Annotated in this window: 14 protein-coding genes, 1 tRNA gene and 1 pseudogene; 7 read left to right on the forward strand and 9 right to left on the reverse strand. The window is 69.6% G+C overall.

From position 1 onward, the window contains the following. Window positions 1-167 precede the first annotated feature (167 nt). Complete coding sequence (locus tag AB0D59_RS26830) at window positions 168-3,632, forward strand: S41 family peptidase (RefSeq protein ID WP_362570193.1); 3,465 nt, start codon at window positions 168-170, stop codon at window positions 3,630-3,632. Between the two features lie 72 nt (window positions 3,633-3,704). On the opposite strand, the gene AB0D59_RS26835 is transcribed toward AB0D59_RS26830, so the two are convergent. The 4 genes from AB0D59_RS26835 to AB0D59_RS26850 all read right to left on the reverse strand — a co-directional run bounded on the left by AB0D59_RS26835 (window position 3,705) and on the right by AB0D59_RS26850 (window position 7,479). Next, window positions 3,705-4,016, reverse strand: coding sequence for a hypothetical protein (locus tag AB0D59_RS26835; protein ID WP_362570196.1), 312 nt, complete (start codon window positions 4,014-4,016; stop codon window positions 3,705-3,707). Between the two features lie 96 nt (window positions 4,017-4,112). Next, a complete protein-coding gene (locus AB0D59_RS26840; protein ID WP_351706790.1) occupies window positions 4,113-4,997 on the reverse strand; it encodes an SDR family oxidoreductase in 885 nt (294 codons plus the stop codon). After that, a complete protein-coding gene (locus tag AB0D59_RS26845; RefSeq protein WP_362570199.1) occupies window positions 4,994-5,953 on the reverse strand; it encodes an alpha/beta hydrolase in 960 nt (319 codons plus the stop codon). The genes AB0D59_RS26840 and AB0D59_RS26845 overlap by 4 nt, the downstream gene beginning before the upstream one ends. Continuing rightward, a complete protein-coding gene (locus AB0D59_RS26850) occupies window positions 5,950-7,479 on the reverse strand; it encodes an NAD(P)/FAD-dependent oxidoreductase (protein ID WP_362570202.1) in 1,530 nt (509 codons plus the stop codon). Before AB0D59_RS26850 ends, AB0D59_RS26845 begins: the two co-directional genes overlap by 4 nt. A 232-nt stretch (window positions 7,480-7,711) precedes the next feature. On the opposite strand from AB0D59_RS26850, the gene AB0D59_RS26855 reads away from it, so the two are divergent. Continuing rightward, entirely contained in the window at window positions 7,712-8,344 is a 633-nt protein-coding gene (locus AB0D59_RS26855) for a MerR family transcriptional regulator (RefSeq protein WP_362570346.1), read from the forward strand. A gap of 78 nt (window positions 8,345-8,422) precedes the next feature. On the opposite strand, the gene AB0D59_RS26860 is transcribed toward AB0D59_RS26855, so the two are convergent. After that, on the reverse strand, window positions 8,423-9,226 hold the full coding sequence (locus tag AB0D59_RS26860; protein ID WP_362570205.1) for an exodeoxyribonuclease III: 804 nt from the start codon (window positions 9,224-9,226) through the stop codon (window positions 8,423-8,425). 79 nt (window positions 9,227-9,305) lie between these two features. On the opposite strand from AB0D59_RS26860, the gene AB0D59_RS26865 reads away from it, so the two are divergent. After that, complete coding sequence (locus tag AB0D59_RS26865; protein ID WP_362570208.1) at window positions 9,306-9,794, forward strand: GNAT family N-acetyltransferase; 489 nt, start codon at window positions 9,306-9,308, stop codon at window positions 9,792-9,794. A gap of 411 nt (window positions 9,795-10,205) precedes the next feature. Beyond that, window positions 10,206-10,448, forward strand: coding sequence for a hypothetical protein (locus tag AB0D59_RS26870; protein WP_362570211.1), 243 nt, complete (start codon window positions 10,206-10,208; stop codon window positions 10,446-10,448). A gap of 172 nt (window positions 10,449-10,620) precedes the next feature. On the opposite strand, the gene AB0D59_RS26875 is transcribed toward AB0D59_RS26870, so the two are convergent. Together AB0D59_RS26875 and AB0D59_RS26880 are read right to left on the reverse strand one after the other, a co-directional pair. After that, window positions 10,621-10,896 carry a CRISPR-associated protein Cas2 gene (locus tag AB0D59_RS26875; RefSeq protein ID WP_362570214.1) on the reverse strand — a complete coding sequence of 92 codons (276 nt, stop codon included), beginning with the start codon at window positions 10,894-10,896 and terminating at the stop codon, window positions 10,621-10,623. A gap of 646 nt (window positions 10,897-11,542) precedes the next feature. Continuing rightward, window positions 11,543-12,235, reverse strand: a complete 693-nt coding sequence (locus AB0D59_RS26880; protein WP_362570216.1) for a UTRA domain-containing protein — start codon at window positions 12,233-12,235, stop codon at window positions 11,543-11,545. A 90-nt stretch (window positions 12,236-12,325) separates the two neighbouring features. Here AB0D59_RS26880 and AB0D59_RS26885 point away from each other — a divergent pair. The 3 genes and pseudogenes from AB0D59_RS26885 to AB0D59_RS26895 all read left to right on the forward strand — a co-directional run. Beyond that, window positions 12,326-12,912: pseudogene (locus AB0D59_RS26885) on the forward strand (replication initiator); the annotation flags it as partial. A gap of 9 nt (window positions 12,913-12,921) precedes the next feature. After that, entirely contained in the window at window positions 12,922-13,113 is a 192-nt protein-coding gene (locus AB0D59_RS26890; RefSeq protein WP_362570348.1) for an excisionase family DNA-binding protein, read from the forward strand. Continuing rightward, complete coding sequence (locus AB0D59_RS26895; protein WP_362570219.1) at window positions 13,110-14,333, forward strand: site-specific integrase; 1,224 nt, start codon at window positions 13,110-13,112, stop codon at window positions 14,331-14,333. Before AB0D59_RS26890 ends, AB0D59_RS26895 begins: the two co-directional genes overlap by 4 nt. A gap of 72 nt (window positions 14,334-14,405) precedes the next feature. Here AB0D59_RS26895 and AB0D59_RS26900 read toward each other — a convergent pair. Together AB0D59_RS26900 and glpR are read right to left on the reverse strand one after the other, a co-directional pair. Beyond that, window positions 14,406-14,479: transfer RNA gene (locus AB0D59_RS26900), tRNA-Ala, on the reverse strand. A gap of 103 nt (window positions 14,480-14,582) precedes the next feature. After that, a complete protein-coding gene (glpR, locus tag AB0D59_RS26905; protein ID WP_362570222.1) occupies window positions 14,583-15,809 on the reverse strand; it encodes a gephyrin-like molybdotransferase receptor GlpR in 1,227 nt (408 codons plus the stop codon). Between the last annotated feature and the right edge of the window lie 84 nt (window positions 15,810-15,893).

The following is a 15,893-nucleotide window of genomic DNA, read 5'->3' on the forward strand; positions in this document are numbered from 1 at the left end:
CCACTCACCCTTCCCTGTTCCGTCGGCACCTCACTGCGTACATGTTGAAGATACCCCGAGATCTAGAGAAACGAAACCGTTTCGTACGTGTGCTCTCTCACGCTCGTCCGCCACGCGCGCGTGCCGCACGAGTTGCTGGGCCCCTGCACCCGGAAAAGCATGGGGAGGTGAGCTATCTGCGCATGCCGCATCTCCACGGTGACCTGTTGTGCTTCGTGGCCGAGGACGACCTCTGGCTGACCTCGCTGAACGCCCCGGGCCGCGCCTGGCGGCTCACCGTCGACCGCACCAAGGTCGGCCATCCGCGCTTCTCGCCGGACGGCCGCCAGGTCGCCTACACGAGCTGGCGCAGCCTGGTGCCCGAGATCCACCTGGCCGACGTGGACGGCGGACCCGGGCGGCAGCTGACGTACTGGGGCAGCGCCGACACCCAGGTGTGCGGCTGGACCCCGGAGAGCGGCATTCTCGCGGTGGCCTCCCAGGGGCAGCCGTTCTCCTACTTCACCTGGGCCTACAAGGTGTCCCCCGACGGCGACCCCGGCCGCAAGCTGCCCTGGGGGCCGGTCTCCGACATCCAGGTCGCCGACATCGAGGGCGAGCGCAGGACCCTGCTGCTCACCGGCACGCCGCCGCACGAACCGGCCGGCTGGAAACGCTACCGGGGCGGCGCCATGGGCCGGCTCTGGCTGCACGGGCAGCGGCTGCTCGCCGGCATCGGCGGCCATCTGCACTCCCCGATGTTCGTCGCCGGCCGGATCGCCTTCCTCTCCGACCACGAGGGCGTCGGCAACCTCTACTCCTGCGCCTACGACGGCTCCGACCTGCGCCGCCACACCGACCACGACGCTTTCTACGCCCGGCACGCGGCCAGCGACGGCACCCGGGTGGTGTACCAGTGCGCGGGCGACCTGTGGCTCGTCGACGGCCTCGGCCCGGACTCGGCGCCGCGCAGGCTGGACGTACGGCTGTCCGGGCCGCGCGCCGGGCGCCGCCCCTACCAGGTGCCGGCCGCCCAGCACGTCGACGGCGTCTCCGTCGACGAGACGGGACGGGCCAGCGCCGTCGTCGTACGCGGCAGCCTGTACTGGCTCACCCACCGCGACGGCCCGGCGCGCACCATCGCCGACACGCCGGGGGTACGGGTGCGGCTCCCGGAGATGCTCGGCTCGACGGGGCAGATCGCGTACGTCACGGACGCCGGCGGCGAGGACGCGGTCGAGATCGCCCACCTGCCCCGGGCGAGCGGCGACCGCCCACCGCGCCGGCTGGCCTCCGGGATGCTGGGCCGGGTCCTTGAACTGGTGTCCGACCCGCTCGGCGAGCGGCTGGCGGTGGCGGCGCACGACGGGCGATTGCTGCTCATCGACGTGACCGAGGATGTTGAGGACGTCGAGGCATCTGCGGATTCCGTCGACGCCGCTGATGCCGTCAATGCCGCTGATGCTGTCAACGCCACTGATGCAGTCGATTCCGCCGGTCCGGCTGACTCCGTTGATTCCGCTGGACCTGTTGATTCCGCTGGACCTGTTGATTCAGCTGACGGCATTGACCATGTGGATGCCACTACCTCTCTCGGCATTGATTCCATTGACGGTGAAGGCCCCGACGGCGTGGTCACCGAGTTGATCCAGTCGATCAATGGTCCGGTCCGTGATCTGGCCTTCTCGCCGGACGGGTCATGGTTGACCTGGTCGCATCCAGGGATCGGCCGTTCGCTGCGGCAGATCAAGCTGGCCCGGATCAGCGACCGGCTCGTCATCGACGTCACCAACGGCCGCTTCGAGGACGAGAACCCCGTCTTCACCCGTGACGGCCGCTATCTCGCGTTCCTGTCCTGGCGCGGGTTCGACCCGGTGTACGACGTGCACACCGGCGACCTGTCCTTCCCGCTCGGCTGCCGCCCGTACCTGGTCCCGCTCTCGTCGGCGACCCCCTCCCCCTTCGCCCTCAGCCCCGACGGGCGACCGGCGGCGGGCGGTCTGGACCTCGTCGAGGACGAGGAGCCCGGCGAGGGCGGCGCGGTCACCGTCGAGGTGGAGGGACTGGAGAGCCGGGTGACCCCCTTCCCGGTCACCGCCTCCAAGTACTCGGCGCTGTACCCGGTCGCGGGCGGCGGTCTGGTCTGGCTGCGCTGGCCGATCTCGGGTGCGCTGGGCGAGACCTTCGTCAACCCTGCGGACACCAGCGGCCGGCCGACCCTGGAGTACTTCAACATCAGCAAGGCGAAGAAGTCCGAACTCGTGGACCACCTGGACTGGTTCACGGTCAGTGGCGACGGCAGCCGCCTGGTCGTGGTCGACGAGGGCGAGTTGCGGGCCGTGCCGTCGACCGAGTCCGGCGACGCCGACTCGACCGTCTGGATCGATCTGCGCCGCATCCTGCACCAGGTCGACCCGCCCGCCGAGTGGCGGCAGGCGTACGCCGAGGCCGGCCGCCTCATCCGCGACTACTTCTGGGACCCCGGAATGTGCGGCATCGACTGGGACGGGGTCCTCGACCAGTACCGTCCGCTGGTCGAACGAGTAGCCTCCCCCGACGAGTTCGCCGACCTCCTGCGCGAGGTCCTCGGTGAACTGGGCACCTCGCACGCCTATGTCTCCCCCGCCCGCCGCAACGAGGGCCCACCGCACTACCAGCGTTTCCAGGGCCTGCTTGGCACCGACTTCGTACGCCGGAACGGCGGCTGGACGGTCAAGCGGATCCTGCCCGGCGACTCCTCCGACTCCAAGGCGCGGTCACCGCTGGCGGGCACGGGGATCCGGGAGGGGGCGGTGCTCACGCACGTGGACGGCAGGCCGGTGGATCCGGTGACCGGCCCGTATCCGCTGCTCGCGGGAGCGGGCGGTACGACGGTGGAGCTGACCTTCGTGCCGGGCGACGGCGAGCCGGGGCCGCCGCGCCGGGTCGCCGTCCTCCCGTTGATCAACGAGCGGCCGCTGCGTTACCAGGACTGGGTGGCCAAACGCCGTGCGGTGGTACGGGAGTCGAGCGGTGGCAGGTGCGGCTATCTGCACATCCCGGACATGGGCGGCTCGGGCTGGGCCCAGTTCAACCGCGATCTGCGCATGGAGGTCTCGCGGCCCGCGCTCATCGTCGACGTGCGCGGCAACGCGGGCGGCCACATCAGCGAACTCGTCGTCGAGAAACTCACCCGGACCATCCTCGGCTGGGACCTGACAAGGGACGCCCAGCCGGTGTCGTACGCCTCCAACGCGCCGCGCGGCCCGATCGTCGCGCTCACCGACGAGGCGACCTCCTCCGACGGTGACATGATCACGGCCGCGATCAAGCTGCTGCGGCTCGGCCCGGTCGTCGGGCAGCGCACCTGGGGCGGGGTCGTAGGCATGACCGGGCGGCACCGGCTGGGCGACGGCACGGTGATCACGGTGCCGATGAACGCTGCCTGGTTCGAGGACTACGGCTGGTCCGTCGAGAACCACGGCGTCGCCCCCGACGTGGAGGTCCTGCGTACCCCGCTGGACTGGGCGGAGGGCCGTCACGTCGAGATGGACGACGCGATCCAACTGGCGCTGGACCTCCTGACCGACCACCCGGCGGCGCTCCCCCCGGACTACAGCGAGACCCCGGACAGATCCCGCCCGAAGCTGCCCCCGCGGCCGACGGCCCCCTAGGGAGCCCAAAAGCGCAGGGCGCCCTCCACGACGAAGGGCGCCCCGCATACTTCGGCCAAGCCAGTACGGCGACTACGCGTCGTAGTCCTGGTTGAACCGGTCCTGCATCTCCTGCTCGGTGTCGTCCATGTTCTGGCGGCCGCGCTCACGCGTCTGCTGGCCACGCTCCTGCGTCGCCTGCTGGCCACGCTGCTGCGTCGTCTGCCGGCCGTGCTCCTGCGGCGTCTGCCGGCCGTGCTCCTGCGGCGCCTGTCGGCCGTGCTCCTGCGGCGCCTGTCGGCCGTGCTCCTGCGGCGTCTGCTGGCCGCGCTGCTTGGCCTGCTCCTGGCCTTCACGCATCTTCTGCTTGGCCTGACCCTGCGTCTTGCCGGCCTTGTCCTTCATACCCATGTGGGTTCACTCCCGTGGTGGGTGAGGGGGATTGGCCCATCAGTGGGGCCTCGACCAGACTCACACGGGCGGCTACAGACCGCATTTCGATCAATGACGGTGCGTAGCGCGCGCCTCCTCATCAGCCGCCCCACCTGCGCCGACGAGCCCGGTACGGATGCCCTGCAAGCGGGGCGCGAACCGCTTCATCTCACGCTGCCCGACGGTCCCGATCAGCGCCGGCAGGTATCCGCGGACGCCCTGCATCCCCCGCAGCCACCACTGCCCGTACACATGTGCCGAGCGCCGCTCGATCCCGGCCACGATCCGGTCCACCGCCGGGCCCAGCGGATACGTCTTGTTCGACGGCCACGGAAGCCGTTGCCGCAGCTCCCGCATCACATCGTCCTGGTCGGCGCCGCGCACCATGTCGGTGTCCGTCCAGGACAGATACGCGACCCCGACGCGCACCCCCTGGTGGCCGACCTCGGCGCGCAGACTGTGCGCGTACGCCTCCACGCCCGCCTTGGACGCGCAGTACGCCGTCATCATGGGCGCCGGCGTGATCGCGGCCAGCGACGCCACCTGCAGCAGATAGCCCCGGCTCTCCGTGAGCACCGGCAGGAACGCGCGTGCCGTCACCGCCGAGCCGATCAGGTTGACCTCGATCACCCGCCGCCAGGCCTCGGGATCCGACTCGGCGAACGGACCACCGTTCGCCACGCCGGCGTTGGCCACCACGATGTCGGCCTTCCCGAACCGTTCCTTGACCTCCCGCGCCACCCGGCTCATCGCCTCGTGATCGGTGACATCGGCGTACCAGTACGCACTGTCGGTGTGCAGCCGCCCGGAGACCTCCTTGAGCGCCTCCTCCTCCAGCCCGACCAGCGCGACCTTCGCCCCGCGCGCGGAGAGCTTGCGGGCGAGCAACTCGCCGACCCCGCGCGCCGCTCCGGTGACGACGGCGACCTGTCCTTCGAGACCGACCCTGCTCATGAGCCCTCCTTGATCCGCTCGGGCGCCTCGGCGCCGCCGGCTCGGCCGGGGGTGTCCGTCACATACGCGGTGACCAGTTCCCGGATCTTTTCGTTGACCAGTTCCGGCGCCTCGACCGGAGTCATGTGGCCCATGCCGGGCAGCTCGGTGAGACCGAGGGAGTGCGGCAGTGCAGCGGCCAGCGCGCGGGCGTGCAGAGGGGGCGTGAGCCGGTCGGACGCGCCGCTGATGACCGCCGTGGGCGCGCGCAACTCCCGTACGCCGTCGTCGAGGTCGAGATGCGCGAGGACGAGCGCCCAGGCGTGGCGCACGGCGCGCGGGCAAGCGTGCACGATCCGCGCGCACGCCTCCACCATGTGCGGGGCGGAACCGGCGCCCATGGTGGCGTACTTGAGGATGCTCCGGGCGACGGGCGTGACCGGTCCGAGCGGGGCGCGCGAGGCCAGGACGTGCGCCGTGAGCCAGGTGCGCACCGCCACGGCACGCAACGGTACGACGCGCGCCTCCGCGACCAGCCGCGAACTGCCCGTGCTGCACAACAGGACCGCGGCGGCGTGCTCACGGAAGCGCGGACGCGCGGAGGCCGCCATGACGCTCATGCCGCCCATGGAGTGCCCGACGATCACGGCCCGCTCCCCGCGTGCGAGTGTGTGCGCGAGGACCGCTTCGAGGTCGTCCGCCAGCGCCTGGGTGGTGCACGCAGGGCTCGCGGGACTGCGCCCGTGCCCTCTCTGGTCGTACGCGATGACCCGGTGGTCGGCGGCGAGTTCCCGTATCTGCGCCGCCCAGAAGGCGGTCGAGCAGGTCCAGCCGTGGGCGAGGACGACGGGGGGCGCGTTCTCGGGGCCGTGCACCTCGACGTGCAGGCGCGCGCCGTCGGCGGAGACGGCGGTGAGTTCGCGCGCGGGTGCGGGCGGGGCGTACGGCCCGGTGGTCACGTGGGTGAGGCGGCTCACGCGCCCACCTCCGCACCGGACTTGGCGCCGTGCGCGCCGTCCGCACCGCTGGTCAGGGGCGGACGGACCACCTCGTACTCCGCGAGATCCACCCGCTGGGTCGCGCGCCGGAACTCCGTCGTGGTGCCGGGCCAGATGGTGGTGTTGCGGCCGCTCGCGTCCAGGTACCAGCTGGTGCAGCCGCCGGTGTTCCACACGGTGCGCTTCATGCGTTCCTGGACCTTGTGGTTCCAGGCGGCCACGGCCACGGGGCGCGCGTCGAGGGCCGCACGCCCCCCGAGGACATGGAGCTGGCGCAGGTAGTCGGCCATGTAGTTCAGCTGGGACTCGATCATGAGGATCATGGAGGAGTTCCCGAGGCCGGTGTTGGGCCCGATGATCGTCATCCAGTTGGGGAACCCGGCGGCAGCGGCACCGCGCAGTGCCTCCATGCCGCCCTTCCAGGCCTCCGCGAGGGTCCGCCCGTCGGCGCCGACGACCCGCTCGGCGATGGGCATGTCGGTGACGTGGAAGCCGGTGCCGAAGATGATCGCGTCGACCTCGGCGCTGCTGCCGTCGGCGGCCACCACCGTCGATCCGCGGATCTCGCTGAGCCCGCTCGCCACCACGTCCACGTTGGGCTGCGCCAGCGCCGGATAGTAGGTGCTGGACAGCAGGATCCGCTTGCAGCCGATGCGGTAGTCCGGCGTGAGCTTGGCGCGCAGCGCGGGGTCCTTGATCGCGCGCGCAATGTTGCGCTTGGCGAGGCTCTCGACCAGGCCGAGCTCGTCGGGGCGCTTGGTGAACGCCTGGACCTGGAGCTCCCGGATCCCCCACAGGAACCCGCGCCGGGCCTGGGTGGTGAAGGACAGCGCCCGGTGCAGCCGGCGTTCGGCGGCGCTGATGGCGCGGTCCACGCGGGGCATCACCCACGGGGGCGTGCGCTGGAGGAGCGTGAGTTTCGCGACCTCGGGCTGGATGGCGGGCACGATCTGGATCGCGGAGGCACCGGTACCGACCATGGCGACCCGCTTGCCGCGCAGGTCGTAGTCGTGGTCCCAGCGGGCCGAGTGGAAGACCTTGCCGGGGAAGGAGTCCAGCCCCGGGATCTCGGGGATCTTCGGGTCGGACAGCGGGCCGGTGGCGGAGACGACGACGTCGGCGGAGAGCGAACCGGCGGCCGTCTCGATGTCCCAACACAATTTCTCCGGGTCCCAGGTCATCCGCTTGACCTCGGAGCCGAAGCGGAGGTGGGGCCTCAGCCCGAAGACATCGGCGACATGCTCCAGATAGGCGCGGATGTGCTCCTGCCCGGAGAAGGTGCGCGGCCAGTCGGGGTTGGGTGCGAAGGAGAAGGAGTACAGGTGGGACGGCACGTCGCAGGCGCACCCGGGGTAGCTGTTGTCCCGCCAGGTGCCGCCGACGCTGCCGGCCCGTTCCAGGACGACGAAGTCGGTGATGCCTTCCCGGCGCAATCGCACGGCCGCGCCCAGACCGCCGAACCCGGACCCGATCACCGCCACCCGTACCTGCTCGTGCTGGGCCATCCGGAGCCTCCACGCATCGACCATGATTACGCCAGTGAACACTGGCACGATTGGACTGTAGAGCAGCTCCGTACCGATGGGTAGGGGTCGGTCGGGGGACGTTCACATCAGCGGCTCCGCCGCGGGTACCGGCGCTACAACATAGGCTTCACACGTGGCAGACGACGGTGGACGCAGCACCTCCGCGGACCGCGGCCGGCTCCCGGGCCAGGGCGGACCGCGCGAGTACCGCATGGAGGAACTGGCCGGCCTGGCCGGCATCACCGTGCGCACGCTGCGCTTCTACCGCGAACGCAAGCTGATCCCACCGCCGCGCCGCGAGGGCCGTATCGCCTGGTACGACGACCATCACCTGGCCCGGCTGCGCACGATCTCGGCACTCCTGGAGCGCGGCCACACCCTGAACGGCATCGCGGAGCTGGCGGAGGCCTTCGACCACGGTCGCGATGTGGCCGACCTGCTCGGCGTCGGCACCCCCACCGAGGAGGAGCCGGTCCGCCTGACCCCCGAGGAACTCGCCGCCCGCTTCGAGGGCGAGGCCACCCCGGAGAACCTCGCCGCCGCCCTGGACCTCGGCTACCTCGGCACCGACGGCGACGACATCGTCCACATAAGCCGCCGCCTGCTGGACGCCTCGGAGGCCCTGGTCCGCGAGGGCTTCCCGCTCGCGGAGGTCCTGGCAGCGGGCCGAAGCGTCCGCGAGCACGCCGACGCCCTCGCCGAACTCTTCGCCGAACTCGTCCTGCGCCACGGCCCCCAGGAGGACATGGAGCGCCTGCGCCCGCTGGCCCGGAGTGTGGTGGAGGCGGAGGTGTCACTGGCCCTTGACCGCCGGATGAGCAAGCGGGACCAGCCCTTTTCGTAAGGTGGACGGTCGCGGTCTTCTCATAGCGGGTGGCGATGCCTCGCCGACCTTCACACTCGGCGAGGGCACCGGTCCGCGTCACATCTCGAAGGCCACCGTCACAGGAGCGTGATCCGACCACCGTTCCTCATGGCTGGCCGCCCGCTCCACGACTGCCTTGACGGCGCGGGCTGCCAGCCCAGGGGTCGCCACCGCGAGATCGATCCTCCAACCTGCATCGTTGTCAAAGGCCCGCCCCCGGTACGACCACCAGGTGTACGGTCCCTCGACGTCCGGATGCAGCGCGCGTACGACGTCGACGTACCCGCCGCCGGCCGGGTCCAGGACGCTGCCGAGCCACTCCCGTTCCTCCGGCAGGAAGCCGGAGTTCTTGGTGTTGCCGCGCCAGTTCTTCAGGTCGGCCTGCTGGTGGGCGATGTTCCAGTCGCCGCAGACGACGACCTCGCGTCCGTCGGCGGCGGCCCGCTCGCGCAGTTCCTTCAGGTGGACGAGGAACGCGTCCATGAACCGGTACTTCTCGTCCTGCCGCTCGGTGCCGACCTCGCCGGAGGGGAGATAGAGGGAGGCGACGGTGACGCCGGGAAGGTCGGCCTCGACATAGCGCCCGCTCGCGTCGAACTCGTCCGACCCGAAGCCGACGCGCACGCTGTCCGGCTCGCGCCGGGTGTACAAGGACACACCCGCGCGCCCCTTGGCGGACGCGGGGGCGTGCACGACATGCCACCCGCCGGGCGCGCGCACCCCCTCCGGGAGCTGCTGCGGCTCCGCGCGCACCTCCTGCAGGCAGAGCACGTCCGCGGAGGTCTCCGCGAGCCACTCCACGAAGCCCTTCTTCGCGGCGGCCCGCAGCCCGTTCACATTCACCGAGGTCACTGTCAGCACCAGGGCACGATACCGGCACACTGGACGCAGTCCCGATGCCCGTCGCGTTTACCGCCTGCACGAATATACGATGCCTAACATGAATATACACCCCGTCGCCTTCGACCACCCCGACGCCGTAAAGCTCAACGACGAGGTCCAGGCCGAGTACCACTTGCGTTACGGCGACGGAGGCGACGCCACGGCCCTCGACCCGGCCGACTTCGCACCGCCGAACGGCATCTACCTGATCGCGTACGACGAGTTCGACCGCCCCGTGGCCACCGGCGGCTGGCGCAGCCAGGACGAGAACGGCGAGGGCAACGAGGACGGCGACGCCGAACTCAAGCGGATGTTCGTCATCGAGGGGATGCGCGGCCGGGGCCTGGCCCGCCGCATACTCGCGGCCCTGGAGGACGACGCCCGCGCGGCCGGCCGCCTCCGCATGGTCCTCGAGACGGGCACCAAGCAGCCCGAGGCGATCGCCCTGTACACCTCCAGCGGTTACGAGCCGTGCGTGAAGTTCGGCTACTACCGCCACTACGAGTCGAGCCGCTGCTACGCGAAGACCCTCCGGGGAACTCTGTAATCCACGTCACGCCCGGTCGTTCGACGGACGCCATGTGGGGCAGGACCCCGCCCCCGGGCGCCGGGCGGATCGCGGTGCCGCCGCATCGACCCCAACTGCTCTACCGAACCGACCGGGTGGCCACCCAGCCCTAGCCCTGGACCAACTCGTCCTTCGGCGTCCACCCGGTCGAAAGAGCCCGGAAACGACAGAGATCCCGGCGATCATCATGATCGCCGGGATCTCATCGTGCAGTGGACCTGTGGGGATTTGAACCCCAGACCCCCTCGATGCGAACTATGGGCACAGCGGTCGCTGGGGTCTACTCGGCTGGTCAGACGGTCATGCGGGGCTGCTGGCGGTTAGGTCCGGTCGCGATGGTTGCTGTACCTCGCTGCGGTACCGCGGGAAGGCGTGAGGTACAACTACGCCATGACGACTCGACCGACGCAGGCGATGTGGTGGGCTGAAATGGCGATTTTCCTTGCCGTAGCCGCCGTGACTTTCGCCGGGATCAGTGCCTTTCTGGTGGCATCGGCGCCCCAGGGTCGCCACGTCACCGTGGAGGGCGGGGCCTCCATTGCGCTGATTGCGCTGTCCGCCGGCGTCGGCATCTTCGTGAGTGGCCGGTTCAGGGCGTGGGGGCTGCGTCGGCAATCTGCGTCCCGCACATAGTCTTGAAAACAGTCGTGGCAGCGATGTCACCGTGGGTTCAAATCCCACACCCACCGCAGGTGAACGGCCCCTGACCAGGTAAATCGGTCGGGGGCCGCTCTCATGCAGACTGTCCGCTACTTACCGCGATTCCCCGTAGGTTCCCGGGCGATCGGGCACGGCAGGGGCACGGTCAGAGGTTGTCCATGAGCCACTTACTGCCCAGGTCGTTGAACCCGATCCAGGCGCCCTCACCGGTCAGCGCGACGACGAGGAGCTCGTCGTTGGAGTCGATGTGCCCCTTCAGGGTGTCACACACCTCGGCCGTGGTTTTCGTCGTCTTGACGATCCAGGTGGAGTCGAGGTGGTGCCACCATGTGCCCAGTCCCTTGATCGCCGTGAAGAGCGAGTCGTAGTCCTGGCCGGGGCTGTTCAGGTCGTAGCCGATGAGTACAGATTTCACGGGCATGAATACCTCGTTTCCGAGGTCGAATCATCTGCCGTGAAGACTTGGACAACCATGTCAACCGTTGTAAGGTCCCAAGGCGCGCCAACGCAAAAGGCCCCATGCCGATGACTCGACCTCAAGTCGAGCCCCGGATGGGGCCTGCTTGTTTTCGGTCAAGGGCAAGTACAGCACCTCTGACGCCCCGACAGCAAGCATGACCCCCACAAGTTGTGCTACCGGCGAGTACTCACCACTACATCTAGTGCTTGATGCTGACGGGCGGTCAAATTTCCAACTCTAGCGGACGGCACTGACAAAGGTCGGTGGAGCGACTTTGGGCTGGAGCTGCCATGGGGCGAGTGATCATGGCCCCGTAAGCTTCCGGCGCGTCGGGCAGTCTGTGGACCTGCCCGTTAAAGCACGACGTTGGGGCCATGATCTTCGAGGCTCGCCCCATGGTGGCTGCCTAAAGTCGTGGAGCCGACCGCCCCAGCCACGACGGGTTCTGACCCCATGCCGCCGGCCAACTCTCGTCAGGGCGCGCGTCGGCGCAGCGCGGGCGGAGCGGGCCGAAGGCAGGAGCGTCGCCCGCAGCGGAGCCGGGAGCGCGCCCGGCGGAGCGGAGCGCAGCCGGGGCTTGATGAGGTAGAGAAACCCGTAACTGGGCCTACAGCCGCTGCGCCTGCCGGTCGCTACTGAAGATCGTAGTCGGCAGCAAGTTCACGGTCGGGCCCATGAAGTCACGGGCAAACTCAGTGACTTGACCGTACTGGTCCCAATAGGTGTTTGCCATGGTCAGGGCCAAGGTTCCGGCTTCAAGGGCGAGGAGCGGCGCGACATCCTCGGGCACGGAGCGAATCGACACGACGTCTCGCCGCTTGACCGCTCGGCGCCCCGTCCGATCTTCGATCAGACCGAATGTCATCTTCGGCAACGGCCCCGTGGATGTCAGCTCCGGGGCGGCCTCCCCCAACTCCTTCGGCAACCACGACGTAGAGAGTGCGATCACTCCGTCTTCGTCCAGGTAGCGCCGGCGTCGCTGAACTACGGGGCTGCCCTCCTCGACTCCGAGGGCGTCGGCCACTTCCGCACTCGCCGGGACTACATCGGCACTGACGATCTCGACCCGCTCTCCGGGCCGGAAGCCGCTGCCGGTGGTCCGCTGGAGCTGGAGTCGGTCAGGGCCGGTCGTGATTTTGCTGGGCATACGCGCCACCGTTCCAATCCCCTGGATGGTCTCCGCATACCCCTCTGCCCGCAGAACCCCTGCGACACGAGTCGCCGTGGCGACCGATACGCCTTCGTCGCGGACGATGCCACGGACTGGACGGGATGCGGTCGCCCGGACGAAGTTCGCCACGCTCGATCCGCCCTTTGATCTGCGCGGCAATGCGCCGGTACGGCGGCAGAGCGGGCGATGTTCCGGACATGATTTCGCTCCTGTTCTAAAGCCGGGGACTTCCCCGCCCGCACGCTGCGGTGGGGCTCCCAGGTCGACGTACAGCCGATCGGCGCCCTGGGCCACGAGGAGCTGACGGAACAGGCGGTCGCCTCGTACGTCGCGAAGTACGCCACGAAGGCGGCCGAGACCACCGGCACCGTGGACCACCGGATCGGGGAGCTCTCGGAACTCGACAAGCTGCCGCTGCCCGCGCACACCCGGCGCCTGATCGAAGCCTGCTGGGACCTGGACGACGCGTACCCGGACCGGATGCTGGCCCGCTGGGCTCACATGCTCGGCTTCCGGGGCCACTTCTCGACCAAGAGCCGCCGCTACTCGACCACCCTGAGCCCGCTGCGTCAGGTGCGGGCCGACTACCGGGCCCGGCAGGAACGCCGCGAACGCGGGCTCTCCGAAGACCTCGACGACTCGGAGGGCTCCACGCTCGTGCTCGCCCACTGGACCTACGCCGGACAGGGCCACACGCCAGGAGAGTCCTGCTGGCCGCAACGATCGCCAAGGAGATCCGCCTGAACCGAGAGACCGCACGCGAAGCCCTGCAAGACCAGCTCGAATGGGAGGAACTCGCAGCATGACCATGACCGATCACGCCCAAGTGGCACACCACAGCAGAGGTTGCGGCCATGCTCGGCTTCGGCCTCTCCAAGACCAAGATGCTGGTGCTCACCGGAGAGATCCGCTCGGTGAAGGTCGGACGCAACCGGCGCATCCTGCCGGAATGGGTGGACGACTACATCCAGCGCGTCACCTCCGCACCTGAGGGGGTGTCAGCGTGAGCGGCAAGCGGGGCAATGGCGAAGGCTCGATCTACCCGTACAAGAACGGCTTCGCCGCGTACGTCTGGGTCGACACCCCGGAGGGCAAGCGCAAGCGCAAGTACGTCTACGGCAAGACCCGCGCAGAGGTCCACGACAAGTGGATCAAACTGCACGCGGAGGCCAAGGAAGGGCCGGTGGCAACGTCTACGCCGACCCTGGCGCAGTACCTCGCGCGATGGCTTCGGGAGGTCGTAGAGCCTGATCTGAAGCCCAAGACGGCCGAGACCTACGCGATGCACACCCGGCTCTACATCGTTCCGGGGCTGGGCTCGAAGCGGCTCGACAAGCTCACGGTGCGGGACGTGCGGAACTGGGTGAACACCCTCCTGGAACAGTGCCAGTGCTGCGCGCAGGGGCTGGATGCGAAGCGGGACACGCCTCGCTGCTGCGCCGCCGGCGAGTGCTGTGAGCGGATCCCGTCCCGCCGCACGGTGCAGGATGCTCGCGCGGTCCTGCGGTCGGCCCTGACCAACGCGATGACGGAAGAGCTGATCTCAAAGAACGTCGCGGGCCTGGTCAAGGTGCGGTCGGCGCGCAAGACGAAGCGGCACCCATGGTCGGTCGAAGAGGCTCGGCAGTTCCTCGAAGCGGCGAGTGCGGCCCATGACCCGCTGTACGCGGCTTACGTGCTGATCCTGGTCTTGGGCTTCCGGCGCGGTGAGGTGCTGGGCCTCACCTGGGAGAACGTCAACCTGGACGCCGGAGAGATCACGGTGCAAATGCAGCTACAGCGGATCAACCGGCGCTTGATCCATGACGAGACCAAGACCGAGGTGTCGACGGCGACGCTCCCGCTTCCGGAGATCTGCGTCACGGCCCTCCAACTGCGGCGGAAGGAGCAAGAGGTCTCCAGGCAGGCAGACGGTGAGCTGTGGACGGCCAACGACTTCGTGTTCACCACGCGCTACGGCACGCCCTTCGAGCCGCGCAACTTCAACCGCCGGTTCGAGGACCGATCGGGCCGCGCCGGCGTCCGCCGGATCCGGTTGCACGACACTCGGCACACGTGCGGCTCGCTGCTCGCCGCCCTGGACGTGCACCCCCGCGTGGCGATGCAGATCCTTCGGCACAGCAAGATCGCAGTGACCATGGAGGTGTACACGCACGTCCCGTCGGAAGCCACTCGCCGGGCACTGCGCAAACTGGGCAAGCACCTTGGGAAGCAAGATCCGAAGTAGTTGCTGTACTTCGCTGCTGTACGACACGTCAGAGCCCCGGTCGGTGATCACCAACCGGGGCTCTGAGCTGCGTGGACCTGTGGGGATTTGAACCCCAGACCCCCTCGATGCGAACGAGGTGCGCTACCAGACTGCGCCACAGGCCCTTGCAACGAGTGAAACTCTAGCATCCCCGTCGGGGTGCTTGGAAATCCGTTCCCTGACTGGTCAGGGCCGGGGTACCGGGAGGCGCCCCACGCTCTCTTGGTGTCACTCGTTGGCCGCGCGCGGGCGGTCGCCGTCCTCGTACTGGTCGAACAGGGGTGTGCGGCCGCGCTCGCGCGCCCGGCGCGCGGAGGCCGCGCGGCGCGCGTCGGTCCGGACGTCCACCGACTTGTCGTCGGCGGCCTCCGGCGCCTGCGCCTCCGCCTCCGTCCCGACCGGCTTGGTCTCCTGTTCCGGCGCGACGGAGCTGGACCGCGCCGAACTCCAGGCGTCGGGCGCCCCCAGGTCCACGTCCGAGGTGGCGCGGGGCGCGACCGGCGCGGTCACGTACGTCGGCAGTGGCACCGGCACCGGGTCCCAGCTGTCCCCGTGCCCGGGCCGCCGCTGCCGCTCGCGCTGCTGGTCGACCCACTCGGCGTGGTCGGTCTGTTCGACGAGGGCGCGCCGGTCAGCGGCGAGCGCGGACAGGCCGGGGTCGGTCTCGGCCGCTGGTCCCTCTTCCGGTTCGTCGGCGACCGCGCCCGGGTCGAGAGGGGCGCGCCGCCGCGGCTGGCGCTCCCGCAACCGCTGTGCGGCGACCTCGGCCTGACGCCGGTCCATCTGGTAGGCGAAGCGCCGGCGCTCCTGTGCGCGGAGGTAGGCGATGTAGGCGCTGAGCATGACGGCGGGTACGCCCGGCGCCCACAGGAACGCCAGCCCCCCGACGGCGGCGACGATCGCGCCCAGCGTGAACGCGACGAAGAGCAACACAGTGGTGCGCCGACGGCGCGCAAGTGCCTTCGTACGCCGGGCGCGCGCTTCGGCCGTCTGTGCCGAGGACGCGCGCCGCGCGGCCGGAACTCGCTTGCGCGCGGGGGTGGATGCCGGGGCGGGCGTGGCGCCTGCCTGACGGGCTGGTGTGGACGGGGACTTGGCCGCCGGCGCGACCGCCTGGTCGCGTGCCGGTTCCTGGCGCCCGGGTGCCTCCGGCTCCGCCTCGGCCCGGACCTGACGGCGGGTCGGAGGCATGGCGAAGGCCCGGACGTCCACCGAGTCGGTGACGGCGTCCGGATCCCCGGCGTCCTGCTCCCCCTCAGAGGCGGAGCGCGCCCGCAGGTCCCTGGCGTACCGGCGCTCCATCCCCGCCCGTCCGGACAGCAGCCGGATGGCGGTGCTGAAGCGTTCCGTCGGACGGGCCTCGTTCAACTCGTCCTGCCTACGGAGCCACATAGGCACCAAGTAGGCGGCCCAGGCCCCGACAATGACTGCGTAGATGAGGCCGCTGCTGCTCACGCCTCACACGGTAGAGGGGTTTGCGTGGGGCCATCTGCCAATTGCGCCGGTGTGTCGCACGATCTGGCTGATATTTCGAGCTTT

Source organism: Streptomyces sp. NPDC048417 (assembly GCF_040651615.1).
Taxonomy (GTDB): domain Bacteria; phylum Actinomycetota; class Actinomycetes; order Streptomycetales; family Streptomycetaceae; genus Streptomyces.

What these genes read in the sequence shown, in the direction of transcription:
- AB0D59_RS26835 (WP_362570196.1), bottom strand. Translation starts at nt 4,016, where the DNA reads ATGAAGGACAAGGCCGGCAAGACGCAGGGTCAGGCCAAGCAGAAGATG.
- AB0D59_RS26840 (WP_351706790.1), bottom strand. Translation starts at nt 4,997, where the DNA reads ATGAGCAGGGTCGGTCTCGAAGGACAGGTCGCCGTCGTCACCGGAGCG.
- AB0D59_RS26850 (WP_362570202.1), bottom strand. Translation starts at nt 7,479, where the DNA reads ATGGCCCAGCACGAGCAGGTACGGGTGGCGGTGATCGGGTCCGGGTTC.
- AB0D59_RS26855 (WP_362570346.1), top strand. Translation starts at nt 7,712, where the DNA reads ATGGAGGAACTGGCCGGCCTGGCCGGCATCACCGTGCGCACGCTGCGC.
- AB0D59_RS26865 (WP_362570208.1), top strand. Translation starts at nt 9,306, where the DNA reads ATGAATATACACCCCGTCGCCTTCGACCACCCCGACGCCGTAAAGCTC.
- AB0D59_RS26870 (WP_362570211.1), top strand. Translation starts at nt 10,206, where the DNA reads ATGACGACTCGACCGACGCAGGCGATGTGGTGGGCTGAAATGGCGATT.
- AB0D59_RS26875 (WP_362570214.1), bottom strand. Translation starts at nt 10,896, where the DNA reads ATGCCCGTGAAATCTGTACTCATCGGCTACGACCTGAACAGCCCCGGC.